Here is a 19681-nt window from a genome sequence, read left to right as displayed (position 1 = left end):
CATCGGCACCCGCCGACGCCCTGGGTCATGGGGCACCATCCGACCGCTGGGCGGCGACGGGGGCAATCGATTTTCCATAAGACCGCGCCGGCTCGGGGGTCCGCAGGATGCCCGCCGCGCACGCGGCGATGGCGCAGAAGGCCACCGGGAGGAAGAAGGTCAGGTTGAGCGGTACGAGGTGGGTGAGCGGACCGATGACGGCGGGGCCCGCGAGCATGCCGAGGTAGCCGAGGCCCGCGACGCGGGAGACGTTGGCGCCGGCGGTGGACTGGTCGGTGTGGCCCGCGGCGCTGAAGAGCTGGGGGACGCAGCCGGAGAGTCCGGCGCCGAACACGGTCCAGCCCAGCAGGGCCAGGGGGATCCAGGGCGAGAGCGCCGCGGCGGTCATGCCGAGGGCGGCCGCGGCGGCGCCGTAGCGGAGGATGGCCACCGGGCCGGCCAGGGCGGCCACGCGGTCGGCGAGCAGGCGGCCGGCCGTCATGGCGGTGGCGAAGGCTCCATAGGCGAGGGCGGCGGTGGCGGCGGGTGCGTCCAGGACGTTGCGCAGATGGAGCGCGCTCCAGTCGTTGGCCACGCCCTCGCACAGCATGATCATCAGCGCCAGGGCGGCCAGCGCCCAGATGCGGCGGGGCGTCCTGTACCGGGTCTTCGCCGCAGGAGCATCGGGGGCCGGGGCGGGCGGCAGCAGGGCGCGGGACGCCGCCGCCGCGACGGCGAGGCCGAGGGCCGCCGCCCCGGCGAGCGTCGCCGCGGGGCTCCAGCCCCAGCCGAGGGCGCGGGCGCCGAGGAGTGAGGCGAGGACACCGCCGAGGGAGAAGGTGGCGTGGAAGGCGGACATGGCGGGCCGCCCGTAGCCGCGTTCGACCTGGACGGCGTGGGCGTTCATGCTGACGTCGAGGCAGCCGTTGCCCACGCCGAGCACCAGGAGCGCCGCCCCCAGTGTCCAGGCGTTGGTGGCCAGGCCCGGCAGGATCAGGGTGGCGCTGCACAGCGCCGCGCCCAGCGGTACGACGACGCGGGCGCCGAAGCGGTCGGTGAGGGGACCGGCGAACTGCATGGCCGTGAAGGCTCCGGCGCCGAGGATGAGCAGAAGCCAGCCGAACGCGGCGTGGCCGATCCCCGCGCGGTGCTCGATGCCGGGGATGTGGACGATCCACATCCCCATGAGGAAGCCGTTCAGGGCGAAGTAGGCGAAGGTGGCCAGCCGGGCTGCCCGCAGCGATCTCTGCATTCTTCGAACGTAGCAAACACATATGATGTTCGTAAGATTGCCTTTCGAACACCGGACATGTTCAATACGTGCATGGCAGGCACAGAGCGACTGAGGCAGATCACCGAGGCCGTACGGAGCGCGGGCCGCGTCGGGGTCGCGGAGCTGGCCGCGCTCACCGGCGCTTCGGAGATGACCATCCGGCGCGACTTGGAGGCGCTGGCCGCCGAGGGCGTCCTGGAGCGCTACCGGGGCGGGGCGAGGAGCCTGCTGCTGCGCGGCGAGGAGCCGCCGTTCGCGCTGCGCGCCCAGGACGGGCTGGAGGTCAAGCGGCGCATCGCCGCGGAGGTCGCCGGGCTGATCGCCGACGGGGAGTCCGTCGTCCTCGACAGCGGCACCACCTGCCTGGAGGTGGCCCGGGCGCTGGCGCACCGCCGGGTCACCGTGATGCCGCTGTCCCTGCACGCGGCGAACGCACTGAGCAGCGCCCCGCAGGTGACGCTGCTGGTGCCCGGCGGCCGCCCCCGGCAGGGCGAACTGGCGCTGACCGGCCCGCTGACCCAGGCGTCGCTGGCCGCGCTGCGCTTCGACACCGCGGTCATCGGCTGCTGCGGGCTCGACTCCGCGGACGGGCTGACCGCTTACGACCTGGACGACGCCGCCGTGAAGCGCGCCGCCATCGCCTCGTCCCGCCGCGTGATCGCCGTCGCGGAGGCCGCCAAACTCGCCCACACCGCCCTGGCGTTCGCCGCCGCAGTCTCCGATCTGGACGCGGTGGTGACGGACGAGACCGCGGCGGAGGAGGAGACCGGCCGGCTGGCGGCGGCCGGCGTGGTCGTACGGAAGGTATGAACGTACGGGCGCCGGGGCTGACCTGGGGCGATCCCTGCGTCAAGGGGCCGCGGGGCCGGGGCATATGCCAGAGCGAGGAGCGGGGGAACACCCCTGCAGAAGATGCGGCGTTCCTCACATACCGCGGGTAACACCCCAGTTGAGAGGTTTGGGCCACAGCGATTGTCAGTGGCTGCCCCTACTCTGTTTCCCATGCGTCCGACTCCTACTCCTCAGAGCCCTGCCTTACTGACCACCTCCACCGACCAGGCCAACGAGGCGATCCGCGTGTTCCTGCGGGCCCGGGCCGGGCGGGCTTTGCGGCCTGCCGAGCGGGCGGAGTACGGGCGGCTGCTCGGGGTGTACACGCGGGCGCTGCGCGGTGAGATGGAGCAGGCGGCCTGACAAGCGGGGCGCCGACCACACCTGGGGGCGGGCGACGCCATGCGTACAGCGGGGAGAGTCGTACTCGGTACGGCGTTAGCGGGGTTCATCGGAGTTGCGGGGATCGGGGGGTACAACCTCTACAGGGGGGTGACCGGCGGCAGTGAGCCGTCGGTTCCGGACGGCGCCGTGACGCCGGCCGAAGTCAAGGAGACGGCGCGGGACTTCCTGGCCGCCTGGGCGGACCAGAACGACCTGCGGGCCGCCGCGTTCACCAACGACGCCCAGAGCGCGGGTGCCGCGTTGAGCGGCTATCGCGAGGACGGCCGGGTGGAGAAGCTGACGCTCACGGCGGGCGAAGCGCACAGCAGCACGGTGCCGTTCCGGGTCAAGGCGGAGATCGCCTTCGGCAAGACGCGTTCGACATGGACGTACGACTCCAAGCTCACCGTCGTGCGGGGCCGGACCACGGGAAGGCCGTTGGTGGACTGGAAACCGGCGGTCATCCATCCCGAGCTGACAGCCGGTGAAACGTTACAGACGGGCATGGCGGACAATCAGCCGGTCCGGTTGCTGGACCGGAGCGGCAAGGAGCTGAAGCAGGGCCGCTATCCGTCCCTCGATCCGGTGCTGAACGCGCTGCGGTCGCGATACGGCGACAAGGCCGGTGGCGCGGCCCGGGTCGAGGTGACGGCGGTCAAGGCCGACGGGACGGGCGGGACGACGCTGCATGTGGTGACGAAGGGCAAGCCCGGGAGTCTGCGCACGACGCTGGATCAGACGGTGCAGCGGCGCGCGGAGTCGGCCGTGAGCGAGCGGAACGGGGCGTCCGTGGTGGCGCTCAGGCCCAGCACCGGGGAGATCCTCGCGGTGGCCAACTCGGACAAGGCCGAGTTCAACGCCGCGTTACAGGGACAGACGGCGCCCGGGTCGACGTTCAAGATCATCACCGCCGCCACGCTGCTGGAGTCGGGCAGGGTGACGCCCGCCCAGCCGGTTCCGTGCCCGAAGACGGCGGCGTACGCGCAGGGTATGACGTTCCACAACGTCGAGGAGAGCGAGAACCCGAGCGCCACCTTCGCGCAGGACTTCGCGGCCTCCTGCAACACCGCGTTCGTCTCGCTCGCGGGCTCCATACCCGACGGCGGGATGGCCGAGGAGGCGCGCGCGGTGTTCGGGATCGGGCTGGACTGGCGGGTGGGCGTGACCACGTTCGACGGCTCGGTGCCGACGGAGGGCGGGGACGGCAAGGCCGCGGCGGTCATCGGGCAGGGCACGGTGCAGATGAACCCGCTGACCATGGCGTCGGTGGCGGCCACCGTGCGGACGGGCGCCTTCAAACAGCCGGTGCTGGTGGCGCCGTCGGTGGACAACCGGAGGCTGGCCACCAGCGAGCGGGGGCTGACCCCGGCGGCCGTGACGCAGCTGAAGGGCATGATGCGGCTGACGGCGACGAGCGGCACCGCGGCGAGGGCGATGGCGGGCCTCGGCGGCGACATCGGCGCCAAGACCGGCTCGGCCGAGATCGACGGCCAGGCGACCACCAACGCCTGGTTCACGGCCTACCGGGACGACATGGCCGCGGCGGCCGTGGTCACGGCGGGCGGGCATGGCGGTGACGCGGCCGGGCCCGTCGTACGGCAGGTGCTCGAATCCCCCTGAGGGCTGTCGTCCTCGCTTCTGCCTCCGCTTGCCTCTGACGCTTCGTACAAGGGTTGTGCGAAGGGGTTGTCCATGGTCAGGCGCACGCTCTAGCCTGGCGCGGCATCAGCCGAGAGAGCCACAGAGGGGATTCCGGCGTGAAGCGCACGTCCCGCGACATACGCACCGCCAACCGCTACGGGGTACTGCGCCACATCGTCGCCGAATCCCCGGTGTCCCGGCAGGAGGTGGCCGCGGCGACCGGGCTGAGCCTGGCCACGGTCGCCAATCTCGTCGGCGAGCTGCTGGAGCTGGGCATGCTGATCGAGGTCGGTTACGAGGACTCCGACGGCGGCCGGCCGCGCGGGCTGGTCGCCGTCAACTCCTCCGGGGGCGCACTGATCGGGGTGGACGTCGCGGAGACGTACATCCATGTCGAGCTGTTCGACCTCGCCCTGACCGTTCTCGCCCGCGCCGACGAGGAGTTGCGCCCGGAGCGCCCGGCGGAGAACGACCCGACCAAGGTGGTGGCGCACATCGCCGCCGCCGTGGCGTCCGTGGTCGGGCAGGCGGGGATCGCGCCCGAGCGGGTGCTGGGGGCCGGGGTCAGCATGCCGGGGCAGGTGGACCGGGAGGGCGGGGTGTCGGTCTTCGCGCCCAACTGGGACTGGCACGACGTACCGCTGCTGCGGATGCTGGCCGATCACATCCCGTACCCGCTGTACCTGGACAACCCGCTGCGCGCGTGCACCGTGGCCGAGCAGTGGTTCGGCGCGGCGCGCGGGCGGGGTGACGCGGTGGTGGTGAACCTCGGTACGGGCGTGGGCGCCGGGCTCGCGCTCGGCGGGACGCTGCACCGCGGGGTCAGCAACAGCGCGGGCGAGTGGGGGCACACCACCCTCATCCTGGACGGCCGGCAGTGCCACTGCGGCAACCGGGGCTGTGTGGAGACGTACGTCGGCGCGCCCGGCATCATGCGGAATCTGCGCGAGCTGAGCCCGGACAGTCCGCTGCTGCGCCCCGACGACCAGACGGCGACCATCGAGGCCCTGGGGCGGGGGCTGGCGGACGGGGACCCGGTGGCCGTCCAGGTAGTCCGCGACACGGCCCGCTATCTCGGGGCGGGCCTCGCCGACCTGATCAATCTGCTCAACCCGGAAGTGATCGTGCTCAGCAGCTGGGTCGCGGCCGCGCTGGGCGAGGGGCTGCTGGCCGAGGTGCGCGAGGAGGTGGCCGGGCGCGCGCTGCGCCGTCCGCTGGCGAGCACCGAGATCGTGCTGTGCCCGATCCCGTCGAACCCGGTGAGCCTCGGGGCGGCGACCTTCGTGCTGGAGGGGTCACTGGCGTCCGTGGGGCTGAAGCAGCGCCGCACGGCGGCCGTGAGGACCCGTGGCGGCGTCCCTTCCTGACGGCGGGGGTGTGGGAGCGTTCCCACATCCCCGTTCCGTTCGAACGCTCGAACCGCCCCGGAACTCCCGCCGGGCACTTCGTCCAACCCCTTGCCGAAGTCTTCGTCTATGGCTAACGTCCCGCTGCACCAACGCACTTGGCCGTGAACCGTGATCGTGATCCGAGACAAGGACGCCAGATGTCGGCAATGAACAGAGCCAGGGACGCCAGGGACTGGGACCGCCGCAGCGTGCTGCGCGCCGTCGGCGGGGTGGCCGCCCTGGGCGGGCTCGCCGCCTGCGGTTCGAACACCGGCCGCGCCGGCGGAGACGGCAAGTCGATCAAGCAGATGTACCACGCCTACGGGGAGCAGGGCACCCAGCAGGCCGCCAAGAAGTTCGCCGACGCGTACGACAAGGCGAAGGTCACCATCGAGTGGGTGCCGGGCGAGTACGAATCCAAGCTGGCGACCTCCCTGCTGGGTTCGGGCCGCCCGGATGTCTTCGAATACCACCCCGATCTGCAGTTGGTGCGCTCGAAGCAGATCGTCCCGCTCGACGACGTCATCGCCGACGTCAAGGACGACTTCCTGCCGCAGGACATCACGGCGAATTCCGTGGACGGAAAGATCTACGGCATCCGCATGATCGACGACCCGCAGTTCTTCTTCTACCGCAAGTCGCTCTTCGAGGATGCCGGGGTCAAGCCTCCGACCACCTTCGACGAACTGATCGACATCGCGCACAAGCTGACCAAGGGGAAGGTCAAGGGCCTGTACATCGGCCAGAACCTGAAGACCATCAGCAAGCCGCTCGTCTGGTCCAACGGCACGCACTACCTCACCGAGGACCACAAGATCGCGTACCACACCGATGAGCTGGAGCAGACCCTCACCAAGGCGCGGGAGCTGTACAAGAGCAAGTCGCTGCTGCTGGGCGCCCCGACCGAGACCTGGGACCCGACCAGCTTCGTCCAGGGGCTGTGCGCGATCCAGTGGTGCGGGATATGGGCGATACCGGCGATCCAGAAGGCGTTCGGCGACGACTTCGGGATCTTCCCCTTCCCCAAGTCCGGCAGCAAGGGCCGCCCGGTGGTCTACAACGGCGGCTGGTCCACGTACGTATCGGCCAAGGCCAAGGACGTCGACGGGGCCAAGGAATTCGTCAAGTGGCTGTGGATCGAGCAGAAGAAGTACCAGCAGGAATGGGCCCTGGACTACGGGTTCCACATTCCCGCGCGCAAGAGCATCGCCGCCGGGGCGGACAAGCTCAAGAGCGGGGTCGCGGCCGAGGCGGTCGAGCTGTTCAACAGCCACGGCATCTTCGACGACCCGTACTGGACCGAGGGCATGTTCAACATCGTGCTCGACGCGGTGGTCAACTCGGTGCGCGACAGCAAGAACCCCGCCTCCGAACTCGACAAGGCCGATAAGAAGATCGAGCGCGAGCTGAAGAAGCTCGGCTAGGCCGGCGGGTCCGGAACTGACATGGCGACCACCACCCCCACCCAGAGCGCCGCCCCCGGCCGCGCGCCCCGCAAGGCGGCGCCCGCCGGGCGACGGCCGCGCGGTCTCGGCGGCAGCCGCGGCCGCACCCTCAACTTCTGGCTGTTCACCGGCCCGTTCCTCATCGGGCTGATCATCTTCGTCTACGTACCGATCGGCTGGAGCCTCTGGCTCAGCCTGTACAACGCGAAGGGCACCGTCGCTCCCACCGAGTTCGTCGGCCTCGGCAACTACGCCGACATGCTCAGCGACGGCGACTTCGTGGACAGCCTGATCAACTTCACGATCTTCGCCGCGATCATCGTCCCGATCACCTACGCGCTCTCCCTCGCCCTCGCGCTGCTGGTGCACCGCATCCGCTTCATGAAGGCGTTCTTCCGCTCGGTGTTCTTCCTGCCGACCGCGTGCAGCTTCGTCGTGGCCTCGCTGGTCTGGAAGATGTCGATGTTCAACGGGCTGCGCTACGGCATGGTCAACACCGTGTTGAGCTGGTTCGGCGTCGACTCCGTCGCCTGGCTCGCCTCGCCCCATCCGCCCTGGTACTGGCTGGTGATCTGCACCGCCCGGCTGTGGCTCCAGTGCGGGTTCTACATGATCCTCTTCCTGGCCGCGCTGCAGAACATCCCGCGCGAGCTGTACGAGGCGGCGGCCGTGGACGGCGCCAAGTCCGGCTGGCAGACGTTCCGCCACATCACCCTGCCGCAGCTGCGCGCCACCTCGGTCGCGGTCGTCCTGCTGCTGCTCATCGCGGCCTACCAGGCGTTCGACGAGTTCTACAACATCCTCGACGAGGGCCGCGCCACCTGGGGCAGGCCGCCGCTGGTCGAGCTGTACCTCCAGGCGCTCGGCGCCAACCAGGACTACGGGCACGCCAGCGCGGGCGCCCTCATCCTCGCCCTGCTGATCGCCATGGTCACCCTGGCCCAGGGCAAGTTCCTCGGCTTCGGAAGGGGTGACGACAAGTGACCGTCACGGCGCCCAGGCCCGCCATGGTCAAGAAGCGCACGGCGCGCTCCGTCATGAGCAGCACCGGGCTGTACGTCGCGCTCGGCGTCGCGACGCTGCTCTTCCTCGTCCCCTTCTATCTGATCATCCGCAACGCCCTGTCCACCGACCCGGACATCACCGGCGAGGACTGGAAGTTCTTCCCCACCGACCTGCAGTGGGGGAACGTCAAGGAGCTGTTCGACGACCCGTCGGTGCCGTTCGCCCAGGCGCTGTGGAACTCCACCGTGGTGGCCGTGCTGCACACCCTGGGGACCCTGCTGGTGTGCTCATTGGCCGGATACGGCCTGGCCCGCATCCCGTACAAGCACGCCAACAAGGTGCTGTACACGGTCCTGTTCACCCTCATGGTCCCGGCGGCGGTGACCTTCGTGCCGAGCTATGTGCTGGTGTCGTCCCTCGGCTGGGTCTCCTCGCTGCGCGGCCTGATCATCCCGGGCCTGTTCAGCGGCTTCACCGCGTTCCTCTTCCGCCAGTACTTCCTGGGGTTCCCCAAGGAGCTGGAGGAGGCGGCTCGCGTCGACGGGCTGGGCTACTGGGGCGCGTACTGGCGCATCGTCGTGCCCAATTCGCTCAACTTCTTCGCGGCGATCTCGGTCATCACGTTCATCAGCGGCTGGAACGCCTTCCTGTGGCCCCTGGTGATCGGCCAGGATCAGAGCTCGTGGACCGTGCAGGTCGCGCTGTCCTCGTACATGACCGCACAGACGATCAACATCCACCTGATCTTCATGGCCACGGCCGTATCGATCCTGCCACTTGTGCTCGTCTTCGTGTTTCTGCAGCGCTGGCTCGTGCAGGGTGTGGCACAGACCGGTATCAAGGGCTGACCGAGGAGAACGATGAACTCGCGCGCGCACACACCGCCGCTTCCCTACTACGAGGACGTCTCCCCCGGCACCGGGTGCCTGCCGCCGCGCGCCTGGGCCTCCGGCTCCGACGCCGCCCGGCTGAGCCTCGGCGGCACCTGGGCGTTCCGGCTGTCGCCGACCGCGGGCACCGAGGACGACTCCTTCGCCCGCCCCGGCTACGACGCCTCCGGCTGGGGCGAGATCCCGGTGCCCGCGCACTGGGTGCTGCACGGTCACGGCGCGCCGATCTACACCAATGTGAACTATCCGTTCCCGGTGGACCCGCCGCGGGTGCCCACGGAGAACCCGACCGGTGACCATCTGCGCGTCTTCGACCTGCCCGGCGACTGGCCCGCGGCCGGGGAGGCGGTGCTGCGCTTCGAGGGTGTGGAGTCCTGCGCCCGGGTCTGGCTCAACGGGGAGGAGCTGGGCACCTTCAAGGGCAGCCGGCTGCCGCACGAGTTCGCGGTCGGGAGGCTGCTGAAGCCGTCGGGGAACGTGCTGGCGGTGCGCGTGCACCAGTGGTCCTCCGGCAGCTATCTGGAGGACCAGGACCAGTGGTGGCTGCCGGGGATCTTCCGCGAGGTGACGCTGCTGCACCGCCCGGCGGAGGCCGTGACCGACTTCTTCGTGCACGCCTCGTACGACCATCTCAGCGGCGCGGGCACGCTGCGGGTCGACGCCGAGCCGGGCGGCGGCCGGGTCACCGTGCCCGAGCTGGGGCTCGACCTGGCCACCGGGGAGAGCTCCAGCGTCGCCGTCGAGCCGTGGACGGCGGAGACGCCGCGGCTGTACGAGGGCACGCTGACCACCGCGGGCGAGACCATCGCGTTGCGGATCGGTTTCCGTACGGTCGTGGTCGAGGACGGTGTGTTCAAGGTCAACGGCCGGAGGGTGCTGTTCCGGGGCGTCAACCGGCATGAGTTCCACCCGGAGACGGGCCGCGCGCTGGACCTGGCGACCATGCGCCGCGATCTGGAGCTGATGAAGCGGCACAACATCAACGCCGTGCGCACCAGCCACTATCCGCCGCACCCCGCCTTCCTCGACCTGTGCGACGAGCTGGGGCTGTGGGTCATCGACGAATGCGACCTGGAGACCCATGGCTTCGTCGACCTCGACTGGCGGAACAACCCGGTCGACGACGACCGCTGGACCCCCGCGCTGATCGACCGGGCCGCCCGGATGGTGGAGCGCGACAAGAACCACCCGTCCATCGTGATGTGGTCGCTCGGCAACGAGTGCGGCACCGGCCGCGGGCTGTCCGCGATGGCCGGCTGGATCCGGGAGCGCGATGCGTCCCGGGTGATCCACTACGAGGGCGATCTGTCCTGCGCCGACACCGGGATCTACTCCCGGATGTACGCGCCGCACGAGGAGGTCGCGCAGATCGGCACCCGTACCGAGCCGCCGTGGGGCGACCCCGCGCTGGACGCGCGGCGCCGGGCCCTGCCGTTCATCCAGTGCGAGTACGCGCACGCCATGGGCAACGGGCCGGGCGGACTGAGCGAGTATCAGCGGCTGTTCGAGACGCATGAGCGGCTGCAGGGCGGCTTCGTGTGGGAGTGGATCGACCACGGCTTCGCCCGGTACACGCCGAACGGCACGCGCTATTACGCGTACGGCGGGGACTTCGGCGAGGAGCTGCACGACGGCAACTTCGTCTGCGACGGGCTCCTCTTCCCCGACCGCACCCCGTCCCCGGGGCTGGCCGAGTACAAGAAGGTCATCGAGCCGGTGCGGATCGAGGGCGACGGGTCTTCGGGGACGGTCCGGATCACCAACGGCCATGACTTCACCGACCTGTCCCATCTCGCCTTCACCTGGACCTACGAGGCCGAGGGCGTGGCGGTCGGCTCCGGTGAGCTGACGGTGCCGCCGCTGGTCCCCGGCGAGTCCGCCGACCTCAAGCTGCCCGCGCCCGAGGCCACCGCGCCGGGCGAGGAGACCCGCTGGACGATCGAGGCGCGGCTCGCCGCGGACACCGCGTGGGGCGAGGCGGGGCACCAGGTGGCCTGGGCCCAGCTGCCCGGCGTGGCCGCCACCCCCGCCGCCGCTGCTCCGGCCGCTGTGACGGCCCCGGTGGCGCCGCGCCGCGACGGGGTCCGGATCACCCTCGGCCCGGGCACCTTCGACGCCGCGACCGGCGCCCTGACCGAACTCGGCGGGCTCACGCTCACCGGCCCCCGGCTCGACGTCTGGCGGGCCCCCACCGACAACGACAACGGCGCGTCCTGGCAGCCCGACGAGCGCTACGGGCTGATCTGGCGGGAGCTGGGTCTGCACCGGCTGCAGCACCGGGTCGACGCGGTGGACCTCGCGGACCGGGCGCTGACCGTCCGTACCCGCGTCGCCCCCGCGGCGGCCGACATCGGGCTGACGGCGGTCTACCGGTGGACGGCGGAGGGCGACCGGCTGCGGCTGGCCGTGTCCGTCACCCCGCTCGGCACGTGGACCTGCCCGCTGCCCCGGCTGGGCGTACGGCTCGGGGTGCCGGCCGAGCTGGGCGCCGCGGAGTGGTTCGGCGGCGGCCCCGGCGAGGCGTATCCGGACACCCGGGCCGCCTCCCGGCTGGGGCGCTGGGCCATGCCGGTGGACGAGCTGCAGACGCCGTACGTGCGGCCGCAGGAGAACGGGGCGCGGGCCGATGTGCGCTGGGCGCGGCTGACCGGCCCGGACGGCACGGGCCTGCGCGTCGAGGGCCACCCGCCGTTCTGGTTCACGGCCCGCCGCTGGACCTCGGAGCAGCTGGACGCGGCCGAGCACACCCCGGACCTGGTGGCCTCGCCCGACACGGTGTGGATCAACCTCGACCACGGCCAGCAGGGCATCGGCAGCCAGTCCTGCGGGCCGGGGGTGCTGGAGCCGTACCGGCTGCTCGCGGCCCCGGCGGAGTTCTCGTTCACCTTCGGCCGACTGAGTTGAGCGGGCCGGCCGGGGTCAGGTCTCCAGCACCCGGTGCAGGAACTGCTGGGTACGGGCCTCGGCCGGGTTGCCGAAGACGCGCTCGGGCGTGCCCTGTTCGAGGACGACACCGCCGTCCATGAAGACCACATGGTCGGCGGTGTCCCGGGCGAACCGCATCTCGTGGGTGACGACCACCATGGTCATGCCCTCGTCGGCCAGGGACCGCATGACGCCGGTGACCTCGCCGACCAGCTCCGGGTCGAGGGCGGAGGTGGGTTCGTCGAAGAACATGACGGCGGGGTCCATGGCGAGCGCGCGGGCGATGGCCACGCGCTGCTGCTGGCCGCCGGACAGCTGGGCCGGGTAGGCGTCCGCCTTGTCGGCGAGCCCGACCCGGGCCAGCACCTCCCGGCCCCGCTCCTCGGCCTCCTTGCGGCCGGTCTTCCGTACCTTGAGCAGCGCGAGGGTCACATTGCCCAGCGCGGTGCGGTGCGGGAACAGGTTGAACTGCTGGAAGACCATGCCGACGTGGCCGAAGATCTCGGGGGCGCGCCTGCGGTCGTGCAGCGGGACTCCGTTGACCCAGACCTCTCCGCTGTCGGCGCGTTCGAGGTCGCACATGATGCGCAGCAGGGTGCTCTTGCCGGAGCCGCTGGCTCCGATGAGCACCACGACCTCGCCGGCGCCGACCTCGATGTCGACGCCCTTGAGGACCTCCAGGTCGCCGAAGCGCTTGTGGACGCCGGACAGGGCGACCTGGGCGGTGGTGGCGGGGGTCCGCTCCATGGGGGACTTGGTGATCATCAGGCGGTCACGGCCTTTCTCTCCATGCGCCGGACGACGACCGACAGCGGGGAACAGATGACGAAGTACAGGACGGCGATGGCCAGGTACGTCACGCCCGGGTGGCCGTCCCGGTCGACGATGGCCTGGCCCTCGCGGAGGAGTTCCGCGTAGCCGATGACGACGGCGATCGAGGTGTCCTTGACGAGCGAGAGGTACTGGCCCACCAGCGGGGGCAGCACGATGGCCCGGGTCTGCGGGAGGACGACCGACCCGAAGGTCTGGACGCGGGTCAGGCCCAGGACCCGCGCCGCCTCCCACTGGCCGCGCGGTACGGCCTCGATGCCGGAGCGGAAGATCTCCGCGACGTAGGCGCCCTGGAAGAGGGTGAGCGCGAGGAGGGCGGCGCCGAAGACGGAGATGTCGCCGATGTTGAGATAGGCGGCGCCGAAGTAGATGAAGAGCATCTGGACCAGCAGCGGGGTGCCCCGGAAGACCTCCAGGTAGCAGCGGGCGAGCTGGGCCAGGACGGGGATCCGGCTGGTGCGGATGGCCGCGATGAGCAGGCCGAGCAGGGTGCACGCGGCGATGGCCGCGGCGGACAGCTCGACGGTGGCCCACAGCCCGGAGCCATACAGGTCCTTGTTGGACCACAGGACCGACCAGTCCATCACGCCTCCTTGCGGACCAGGACGAGGCGGCGGGCCGCGCTGCGCAGCCCCGCCAGGACCGACTGACGGGTGCGGATCGGGCGCAGTGGCGGTTTGAAGGCCGCGCGGCCGATGAGCTCCGCCACCAGCACGACCGCGTTGGTGAGCACCAGGTAGAGCACGGCGGCGATGCCGAAGACCTGGATGGTGAGCAGATTGCGGGAGTTGATCACCATGGCGGTCCCGGTGAGTTCGGGGACGGAGATGGCCGAGAGCAGGGACGAGCCCAGGATGATCTGGACGAGCTGGTTGACCACGGCCGGGTAGACGTTGCGCAGCGCCTGCGGGAGCACGACGTGCAGATGGGTCCGGAAGGGGCTGAGGGCCAGCACGCGGGAGGCCTCCCGCTGGCCGCCGGGGACGGCCTGGATGCCGGCCCGGAAGATCTCGGTGAGGTACGCGCCGACGTTGAGGCCGAGGGCCGCGATGCCCGCCTGTACGGGGCTGAGGCGCAGCCCGGCCGAGGGCAGGGCGAAGTAGGCGACGAACATCTGGAGCAGCACCGGGGTGTTGCGGATGACCTCGACGTACGCGGCGGCCGGGGCACGGACGAGGGCGTGGCGCGACCGGCGGGCGGAGGCGCCCAGCAGCCCGAGGGCGCAGGCGAGGACGAAGGCGGCGAGGGACAGTTTCAGGGTCAGCCAGGCCGCGGCGAGGTAGGTGGGCCAGTCCTGGAGGGCGTAGGTCCAGTCGGCGAACATGGGGTTCCTCCACGGGGGCGGCGGCCGGGGTGCCGCCGCCCGGCAGGGCTCAGTAGGACGGGTTGAGGGGATATACGGGCTTGACGCCGAACCACTTCTTGTACAGCGCCGCGTTCTGACCGGAGGTGTTGAACTCCCGCAGCCAGGTGTTGATCCACTGCAACCAGTCGGGGTCGCCCTGGCCCACCCCGATCGCGTTGTACTCCAGCGGTACGACGGAGACCTTGGTGACCTTGAGGGAGGGGTCGGACTTGGCCTGGTAGTTGAGGAAGTTGGAGTCCTCGACCATGGCGTCGGCCTGGCCCTGCTTGACCGCGAGCACGGCGGCGGCCGATGTGTCGTACTCCTGGATCTGTGCCTTCGGGTTGCCGTCCTTCACGGCGGCCCCGTTGGTGGAGCCCTTGGTGACCGCCACCTTCTTGCCCGAGAGGTCCTTCAGGCTCGCGATGTGACTGGACTTCTTCACCATCAGCACCTCACCGGCGACGATGTACGGATCGCTGAAGGCGACCTGCTTCGCGCGCTCGGCGGTGGTGGTGAAGTTGCAGATCACGGCGTCCACCTTGTGCGTGCGCAGATTGGGGATGCGGTTGGCGGAGGTGGTGTCGACGATCTTCGCCTTGACGCCCAGTGCCTTGGCCATGGCCTTGGCGACATCGACGTCGAAGCCCTGGGGCCGGTTGGCCTTGTCCGTCGATCCGAAGGGCGGGAACGTCAGACAGCTGGCCACCCGCAGGGTGCCGCTGCGGGTCACCTTCTGCAGGGTGGAGTTCTGCGACTGGGCGGCCGGGCTCTGGCTGGAGGAGCAGGCGGCGAGGAGGGAGGTGGCGGCGAGCGCGCTCACGGAGATCGCGGAGATCGCGGCCAGTCTTCGGGCATGAGGGCGTCGTCGTCCCATGGCGGGATTCCCTTCGGGGTTGGGAAGAGGCGGGAGAGATCATCGAGGCCGCGATCGTCGATGACCGTCGAGCCCGGGGGATTCTGCATTGCAGAATCGAATTCCGTAATTGGTGCGCACAAGCTAGCCGAGCCGGTCAAGGCCGTCAATGGCTGATTTCACATTCCGGCATTCGGTGCTGCTATGCAAAATCCACGAGGTCGGCTACCTTCCCGGCATGACTTCTCGGCCGGGCAGCGCCCACAGCGGCCAGGACGACCGGCCCGCCGGGCCCGGCCCTGGGCGCAACACCTCGTCCTCGCTGCGCCGGGCGCTGTCCATCGTGATGTTCCTGGCCGAGGACCGCGGACATCCGCGCGGCCTGACGCTCACCGATCTGGCCGAGGGTCTGGCCTTGAGCAAGAGCACCATCCTGCGGCTGCTGGCACCGCTGCGGGAGGTGCGCCTGGTGGACCAGGACGCCGAAAGCGGGCGCTACCGGCTGGGGCCTCAGAACGCCTTCCTCGGCCAAGTCTATTTGGAGCGGCTGGACTTCCGGGAGACCGCCGCCCCGCATTTGCACGAACTCGTCGAAGGCATAGGGGAAACGGTCCACTTGGTCGTCTTCGATCCACCGGAGATCGTTTACATCGACAAGGTCGAAAGTCCTCAGCCGGTGCGCATGCATTCACGCATCGGCAGCCGTCAGCCCGCGTACTGCACCGCCGTCGGCAAGGCGTTTCTCGCCTACGCCTCGGACGCCGTGGTGGACCAGGTGATCGCGCGGGGCATGCCGCCCCGCACCCCGTCCACCATCACCACCGCCGAGCGGCTGCGCGCCGAACTCGCCGCCGTGCGGGAGCGGGGGTACGCGATCGACGACGTGGAGAACGAGGAGGAGATCCGCTGCGTCGCGGCGCCGGTCTTCGACCACAGCGGGGCGGTCGCCACCGCGATCAGCGTCTCCGGGCCCGCCTCCCGCGTCACCCGGGAGCGCGTCGCCGAGATCGGGGAGAGCCTCCTCGCCTCCGTGAAGGCCCTGTCCGAACGCCTCGGCGGGACGCTGCCGCCCGCTCCCGCCACATAGCCGCTCGTCGAGGGCCGTTGTCAGTGGTGACCTCTACCGTGATGTCATGACTCTTCTGAGCTATGACCGTCTGTGTTCCGAGATCGTCGCGCAGACCGGGCTGCTGACCTCCGGGATCGAGGGCGCGGATCTGACGGTGCCGGTGCCGTCCTGCCCCGGCTGGAACGTGGGCCAGCTGCTGCGGCACCTCGGCGGCGGCCAGCGCTGGGCCGCGGACATGGTGCGGGCGCGGGCCACCGAGGCGCTGCCCGACGACCACTTCCGCGATCTGTCCCCGTATGCCGACGAGGACCCGGCCGTGGTCGGGCCGTGGCTCACCGAGGGCGCGGCGGAGCTGGCGGAGGCGCTGCGGGAGGCCGGGCCGGACGCGCGGATGTGGACGCCGGTGCCCGGGGGGAACACGGCGTTCTTCGCGCGCCGGTTCGTCCATGAGACGGCTCTGCACCGGGCCGACGCGATCCTCGCCCTCGGCGCGGAGTTCACGCTTCAGCAGGAGGTGGCGCTCGACGCCCTGGACGAGTGGATGGAGCTGGGCTCGCTGCCGTTCCACTTCGAGGTCCACCCCTGGATGCGCGAGCTGCTCGGCCCCGGCCGCACCCTCCACTTCCACGCCACCGACACCGGGCCGGAGGCGAACGCGGAGTGGGTGGTCGACCTCACCGGGGAGGTCATCGCCTGGCGCCGGGCGCACGAGAAGGCGGCCGTCGCGGTGCGGGGGCCGCTGACCGAGCTGCTGCTGCTCGTCTACAAGCGGCGCCCCGCGCACGGCGAGACCGTCGAGGTCCTCGGCGACGCGAAGCTGCTCGACTTCTGGCTGGAGCGGGTCAGCTTCGGCTGACCGGCGCCGGGATCGACGGATCGACGCGTACCGCCTCCGCCGACAGATGGGCGCGGTAGGCGGCGCCGTCCCACCAGGCGACCCGGACCTCGTAGCCGCCGTCGGCGGGCGCCACGTCCACGCGGGCCAGCGTCCCCAGCGCGGGCGGGTCCGGTTCGGCCGTCAGCCGGGCCAGGCAGACGAACAGATCACCGGCCGCGCCGCCGGTGGTCTCGCCGGTGAGGGCGGGGGCCACGGCCTGGCCGGTGAAGGCCGTGGCGGCGGGCAGCGGGTCGGCCGTCAGCAGGCCGTGCAGCGGCAGGAGTTCGGAGCGCAGGTCCCTCTCCGGGGCCGCCCAGCCGGTCTGGCGTACGGCGTGGCCCGGGGCCGCGCCCGCCACCAGGTGGACGCGAACCTCCGCCGCTCCGTGGGCCAGCACCAGACCGGTGATCCGGACCTCGTCCGGCCGCTCCTCCCCCACCACCCGGGCGCGATGGCGGGAGGCGGCCCAACCGTCGCCCGCGCCCAGGGGCTCCAGCCGGGTCCGCAGGGAGGCCCGGTCGCCGCTCAGCAGGCCGAAGTGGTTGTCGGGCGCGGCGCCGTACGGGACGGGGCCGGTGGCCGTGGAGTAGGCGAGCCGGGCGTAGTACGGGTCGTCCTGGTCGGGGTCGCCGGGCGGCGGCAGGTGTTCGCTGCCGTGGTTGTGGAGGCGTACCAGGCCGTCGGCGGCGGTGGACTGGAGCAGCCAGTTCGGTCCGGGCACCGGGCGGATGACGTCGGTGCCCTCGGTGGTGGGCCCCGGCTCCTCGCGCGCCGTCCACACCTCGTGGCCCTCGGGGAGCAGCAGCCCGAGGAAGCCCTTGGCGGCCCAGTAGGGGGACGCGGGGCCGGAGTAGGGCTGGGCCAAAGCCTCGTACCGGCCGTGCCAGCCCGGTGACAGCAGTCCGCCGCCGGAGGCCGCGCCCCGGTCGAGGAAGTAGCGCAGCGAGCCGGAGGCGAGGCGGCGGGTGGTGCCGGGGGTGAGCGGGGTGTGCCCGGTGAGGGCGCCCAGCCACAGCGGGGCGGCGGCCGCGAACCGGTAGATGAGCGAGCGGCCCTGGTGGAGCGGGGCGCCGTCGCCGCCGAAGAGGTGGGCGTAGTCGGCGAGATGGGCGGCCAGCCGCTGCCCGTAGCGGGCGAGCCGCTCGGTGTCGCCGGACAGCCATGCCTCCAGGGCCGGATAGAGGTGCAGGGCCCAGCCGTTGTAGTAGTCGAAGGCGCGGTTCGCGCCGTCGCTGTACCAGCCGTCGCCGGTGTACCAGGGCTCGATGCGCGTGAGGCCCCGGGATACGGCGGCGCGGGCGGCCTCCGGTTCCACGTCCGCCTCGGCGAGGAAGCCGCCGACGGCCACGGGGAACAGTTCCCAGTTGGTGGGCACGGGGGTGGCGGTGAGCGCGTCCGTGAGCCAGGCACCGACGCGCTGGCGTACGCCGTCGTCCAGCCGGTCCCACAGCCAGGGGCGGGTGATCCGCAGCCCGAGTGCGATCGAGGCGGATTCGACCAGCGGCTGGCTGCGGTCGGCGATCCGGGGCCAGTCCTCGGGACCGTCGCCGCCGGGCCGCCGGGTGCCGGTGGCGAACCCGTCCGCGTACCGCTCCAGCAGGCCGTGCGGGTCGGCGCCGCGCGCCCCCGCGACGCGGAACGCGGCGAGCAGGAAGGTGCGGGCGAACCCTTCGAGCCCGTCGGAGCGGGCGCCCGACCAGCTCGGCCGGAGGCCCGGCAGCTGGTAGAGGGCCCGGCCGGGAGTGGCGTACGGGGCGACGGCGGCGAGCAGCCCGTCGGCGGCGGCCTCCCAGTGGGCCCGGGTCCAGCCGGTGTACGGGCTGGTGGCGCGGTCCTCGGCGGGCAGCGGGAAGGGATGGGGTACCTGGGTCCCCTGGGGGTGCGTCACCGGATCACCCCGCCGGGGACGAGGCGCTGGGCGCGCAGCTCGCCGAGCACGAGCCGGGCGAACTCGGTGGCGCCGTGGGCGGAGGTGTGGGTGTTGTCCCGGGCCTCCTCCGTGAGGTACAGCGCCTTGGAGTCCTCGGGGCCGAGCCGTTCCACCAGCTGCCGGGTGAGGGCGGTGAGGTCGATGAGGGGGACGTGCCGCTCGGCGGCGAGGGCGCGCATCTCGGCGGGAAGGTTCACGCCGAGGCCGTTGATGTGCAGGGCGGTGGCGTTGTCGAGGGTGCCGTCGTCGTTGAACCAGCGGCGCACGATGGGCGTGACGAGGACGGGCTTGCCCCCGCGTGCCCGTACCCCGTCGAGCAGCGCGGTGAGGTGGGTGCGGTAGTCGGCGGCGGTCGTCTGCTTGTCGTTGTGGGCGAACTGGATGAGGACGGTGTCGCCCTTGCGGATCAGTGGCCGCATGGTGGCAAAGAGCCGGGGGTCGGCGAGGAAGGAGCCGGAACTCTCTCCGGAGTCGGCGTAGTTGGCGACCGAGAGACCGCCGCGGAAGAACTGCGGAAGCTGCTGCCCCCAGCCCGTGTACGGGGCGGCGATCTGGTCGCAGACGGTCGAGTCCCCGGCGAGGAAGAGCTGCGTCCGGCGGCTCGCGGTGACCCGCAGATCGGAGAGGCGGGGAGCGTCGCCGCCGAAGGAGAGGTCGAGCCCGGGGGATCCGCTCGGCCCGGTCGGCTCTCCTTCCGGCTCACGCACGTTGACGGTGAAGGTCCTCGTCAGCCGCTGCCGGGCGGCGGTCGATGTCGCGGGCAGCAGCGTGCGCCGCGACTCGGCGGTCACGGCGGTGCTGCCGGGGTCGGCGCCGCCGAGGACGGCGGTGACGTCGTACGTCCCCGGGGCGACGTCGAAGTGACAGGTGATGGGCGCGGTGCCGGTGCAGTTCCGCAGGGCGTGGCCGGGGTGGTGTCCGGGGGTCTCGGCCCACGCCGGGGCGCCGGGCAGCAGGGCGAGGCAGGCGGTGGCGGCCAGTAGTGCGGTACCGGCGCGTCTCATGTCGGGCT

At 71.4% G+C, this 19681-nt stretch carries 17 protein-coding genes; 10 read left to right on the top strand and 7 right to left on the bottom strand.

Translation table 11 applies throughout. From position 1 onward, the window contains the following. Positions 1-25 precede the first annotated feature (25 nt). On the bottom strand, positions 26-1231 hold the full coding sequence (locus tag ACFZCY_RS33785; RefSeq protein WP_391181935.1) for an MFS transporter: 1206 nt from the start codon (positions 1229-1231) through the stop codon (positions 26-28). Between the two features lie 72 nt (positions 1232-1303). Here ACFZCY_RS33785 and ACFZCY_RS33780 point away from each other — a divergent pair, with 72 nt between their 5' ends. From ACFZCY_RS33780 to ACFZCY_RS33745, 8 genes are all read left to right on the top strand, one after another. Then, the gene (locus ACFZCY_RS33780) at positions 1304-2062 is read left to right on the top strand and encodes a DeoR family transcriptional regulator (RefSeq protein WP_391181933.1); all 759 of its coding nucleotides are present in this window, start codon (positions 1304-1306) and stop codon (positions 2060-2062) included. Between the two features lie 192 nt (positions 2063-2254). Then, positions 2255-2446, top strand: coding sequence for a hypothetical protein (locus ACFZCY_RS33775; RefSeq protein WP_009713521.1), 192 nt, complete (start codon positions 2255-2257; stop codon positions 2444-2446). Between the two features lie 39 nt (positions 2447-2485). Beyond that, positions 2486-4087, top strand: a complete 1602-nt coding sequence (locus ACFZCY_RS33770) for a penicillin-binding transpeptidase domain-containing protein (protein WP_391181928.1) — start codon at positions 2486-2488, stop codon at positions 4085-4087. 137 nt (positions 4088-4224) lie between these two features. Further along, positions 4225-5475 (top strand): ROK family protein, encoded by a 1251-nt coding sequence (locus ACFZCY_RS33765; protein ID WP_391181926.1) that lies wholly within the window; start codon positions 4225-4227, stop codon positions 5473-5475. A 188-nt stretch (positions 5476-5663) separates the two neighbouring features. Continuing rightward, positions 5664-6920, top strand: a complete 1257-nt coding sequence (locus tag ACFZCY_RS33760) for an extracellular solute-binding protein (protein WP_391181924.1) — start codon at positions 5664-5666, stop codon at positions 6918-6920. A gap of 21 nt (positions 6921-6941) precedes the next feature. Beyond that, complete coding sequence (locus ACFZCY_RS33755; RefSeq protein WP_391181921.1) at positions 6942-7925, top strand: ABC transporter permease subunit; 984 nt, start codon at positions 6942-6944, stop codon at positions 7923-7925. Then, complete coding sequence (locus ACFZCY_RS33750; protein WP_391181918.1) at positions 7922-8794, top strand: ABC transporter permease subunit; 873 nt, start codon at positions 7922-7924, stop codon at positions 8792-8794. Before ACFZCY_RS33755 ends, ACFZCY_RS33750 begins: the two co-directional genes overlap by 4 nt. Positions 8795-8806: 12 nt before the next feature. Next, a complete protein-coding gene (locus ACFZCY_RS33745) occupies positions 8807-11740 on the top strand; it encodes a glycoside hydrolase family 2 TIM barrel-domain containing protein (protein ID WP_391181916.1) in 2934 nt (977 codons plus the stop codon). A gap of 15 nt (positions 11741-11755) precedes the next feature. Here ACFZCY_RS33745 and ACFZCY_RS33740 read toward each other — a convergent pair whose 3' ends face one another. Genes ACFZCY_RS33740 through ACFZCY_RS33725 form a run of 4 tightly spaced genes read right to left on the bottom strand, consistent with a single transcriptional unit; the run spans position 11756 to position 14814 of the window. Then, a complete protein-coding gene (locus tag ACFZCY_RS33740; protein WP_391181913.1) occupies positions 11756-12526 on the bottom strand; it encodes an ATP-binding cassette domain-containing protein in 771 nt (256 codons plus the stop codon). After that, positions 12526-13176 (bottom strand): ABC transporter permease subunit, encoded by a 651-nt coding sequence (locus ACFZCY_RS33735; RefSeq protein ID WP_391181910.1) that lies wholly within the window; start codon positions 13174-13176, stop codon positions 12526-12528. The genes ACFZCY_RS33740 and ACFZCY_RS33735 overlap by 1 nt, the downstream gene beginning before the upstream one ends. Further along, complete coding sequence (locus ACFZCY_RS33730; protein ID WP_361476845.1) at positions 13176-13916, bottom strand: amino acid ABC transporter permease; 741 nt, start codon at positions 13914-13916, stop codon at positions 13176-13178. Before ACFZCY_RS33730 ends, ACFZCY_RS33735 begins: the two co-directional genes overlap by 1 nt. A 49-nt stretch (positions 13917-13965) precedes the next feature. Beyond that, complete coding sequence (locus ACFZCY_RS33725) at positions 13966-14814, bottom strand: transporter substrate-binding domain-containing protein (protein ID WP_391181908.1); 849 nt, start codon at positions 14812-14814, stop codon at positions 13966-13968. Positions 14815-15031: 217 nt separating this feature from the next. Here ACFZCY_RS33725 and ACFZCY_RS33720 point away from each other — a divergent pair, with 217 nt between their 5' ends. Both ACFZCY_RS33720 and ACFZCY_RS33715 read left to right on the top strand, forming a co-directional pair. Beyond that, on the top strand, positions 15032-15880 hold the full coding sequence (locus ACFZCY_RS33720) for an IclR family transcriptional regulator C-terminal domain-containing protein (RefSeq protein ID WP_391181905.1): 849 nt from the start codon (positions 15032-15034) through the stop codon (positions 15878-15880). A 46-nt stretch (positions 15881-15926) separates the two neighbouring features. After that, on the top strand, positions 15927-16718 hold the full coding sequence (locus ACFZCY_RS33715) for a maleylpyruvate isomerase N-terminal domain-containing protein (protein ID WP_391181902.1): 792 nt from the start codon (positions 15927-15929) through the stop codon (positions 16716-16718). On the opposite strand, the gene ACFZCY_RS33710 is transcribed toward ACFZCY_RS33715, so the two are convergent. Beyond that, positions 16705-18627, bottom strand: coding sequence for a DUF2264 domain-containing protein (locus ACFZCY_RS33710; RefSeq protein WP_391181900.1), 1923 nt, complete (start codon positions 18625-18627; stop codon positions 16705-16707). The genes ACFZCY_RS33715 and ACFZCY_RS33710 overlap by 14 nt on opposite strands. Beyond that, positions 18624-19673: a GDSL-type esterase/lipase family protein gene (locus ACFZCY_RS33705; RefSeq protein ID WP_391181898.1), complete on the bottom strand. Its 1050-nt coding sequence runs from the start codon at positions 19671-19673 to the stop codon at positions 18624-18626. The genes ACFZCY_RS33710 and ACFZCY_RS33705 overlap by 4 nt, the downstream gene beginning before the upstream one ends. Positions 19674-19681: the final 8 nt, after the last annotated feature.

This window comes from Streptomyces sp. NPDC007983, from assembly GCF_042958345.1.
Taxonomy (GTDB): domain Bacteria; phylum Actinomycetota; class Actinomycetes; order Streptomycetales; family Streptomycetaceae; genus Streptomyces.
This window is presented reverse-complemented; position numbering and strand designations above follow the sequence as displayed.

Excerpts from the sequence above, each read along its gene's own strand:
- ACFZCY_RS33775 (WP_009713521.1), top strand. The coding sequence starts at position 2,255 with ATGCGTCCGACTCCTACTCCTCAGAGCCCTGCCTTACTGACCACCTCC.
- ACFZCY_RS33770 (WP_391181928.1), top strand. The coding sequence starts at position 2,486 with ATGCGTACAGCGGGGAGAGTCGTACTCGGTACGGCGTTAGCGGGGTTC.
- ACFZCY_RS33740 (WP_391181913.1), bottom strand. The coding sequence starts at position 12,526 with ATGATCACCAAGTCCCCCATGGAGCGGACCCCCGCCACCACCGCCCAG.
- ACFZCY_RS33735 (WP_391181910.1), bottom strand. The coding sequence starts at position 13,176 with ATGGACTGGTCGGTCCTGTGGTCCAACAAGGACCTGTATGGCTCCGGG.
- ACFZCY_RS33720 (WP_391181905.1), top strand. The coding sequence starts at position 15,032 with ATGACTTCTCGGCCGGGCAGCGCCCACAGCGGCCAGGACGACCGGCCC.
- ACFZCY_RS33705 (WP_391181898.1), bottom strand. The coding sequence starts at position 19,673 with ATGAGACGCGCCGGTACCGCACTACTGGCCGCCACCGCCTGCCTCGCC.
- ACFZCY_RS33760 (WP_391181924.1), top strand. The coding sequence starts at position 5,664 with ATGAACAGAGCCAGGGACGCCAGGGACTGGGACCGCCGCAGCGTGCTG.
- ACFZCY_RS33755 (WP_391181921.1), top strand. The coding sequence starts at position 6,942 with ATGGCGACCACCACCCCCACCCAGAGCGCCGCCCCCGGCCGCGCGCCC.
- ACFZCY_RS33725 (WP_391181908.1), bottom strand. The coding sequence starts at position 14,814 with ATGGGACGACGACGCCCTCATGCCCGAAGACTGGCCGCGATCTCCGCG.
- ACFZCY_RS33730 (WP_361476845.1), bottom strand. The coding sequence starts at position 13,916 with ATGTTCGCCGACTGGACCTACGCCCTCCAGGACTGGCCCACCTACCTC.
- ACFZCY_RS33780 (WP_391181933.1), top strand. The coding sequence starts at position 1,304 with ATGGCAGGCACAGAGCGACTGAGGCAGATCACCGAGGCCGTACGGAGC.
- ACFZCY_RS33785 (WP_391181935.1), bottom strand. The coding sequence starts at position 1,231 with ATGCAGAGATCGCTGCGGGCAGCCCGGCTGGCCACCTTCGCCTACTTC.
- ACFZCY_RS33715 (WP_391181902.1), top strand. The coding sequence starts at position 15,927 with ATGACTCTTCTGAGCTATGACCGTCTGTGTTCCGAGATCGTCGCGCAG.
- ACFZCY_RS33745 (WP_391181916.1), top strand. The coding sequence starts at position 8,807 with ATGAACTCGCGCGCGCACACACCGCCGCTTCCCTACTACGAGGACGTC.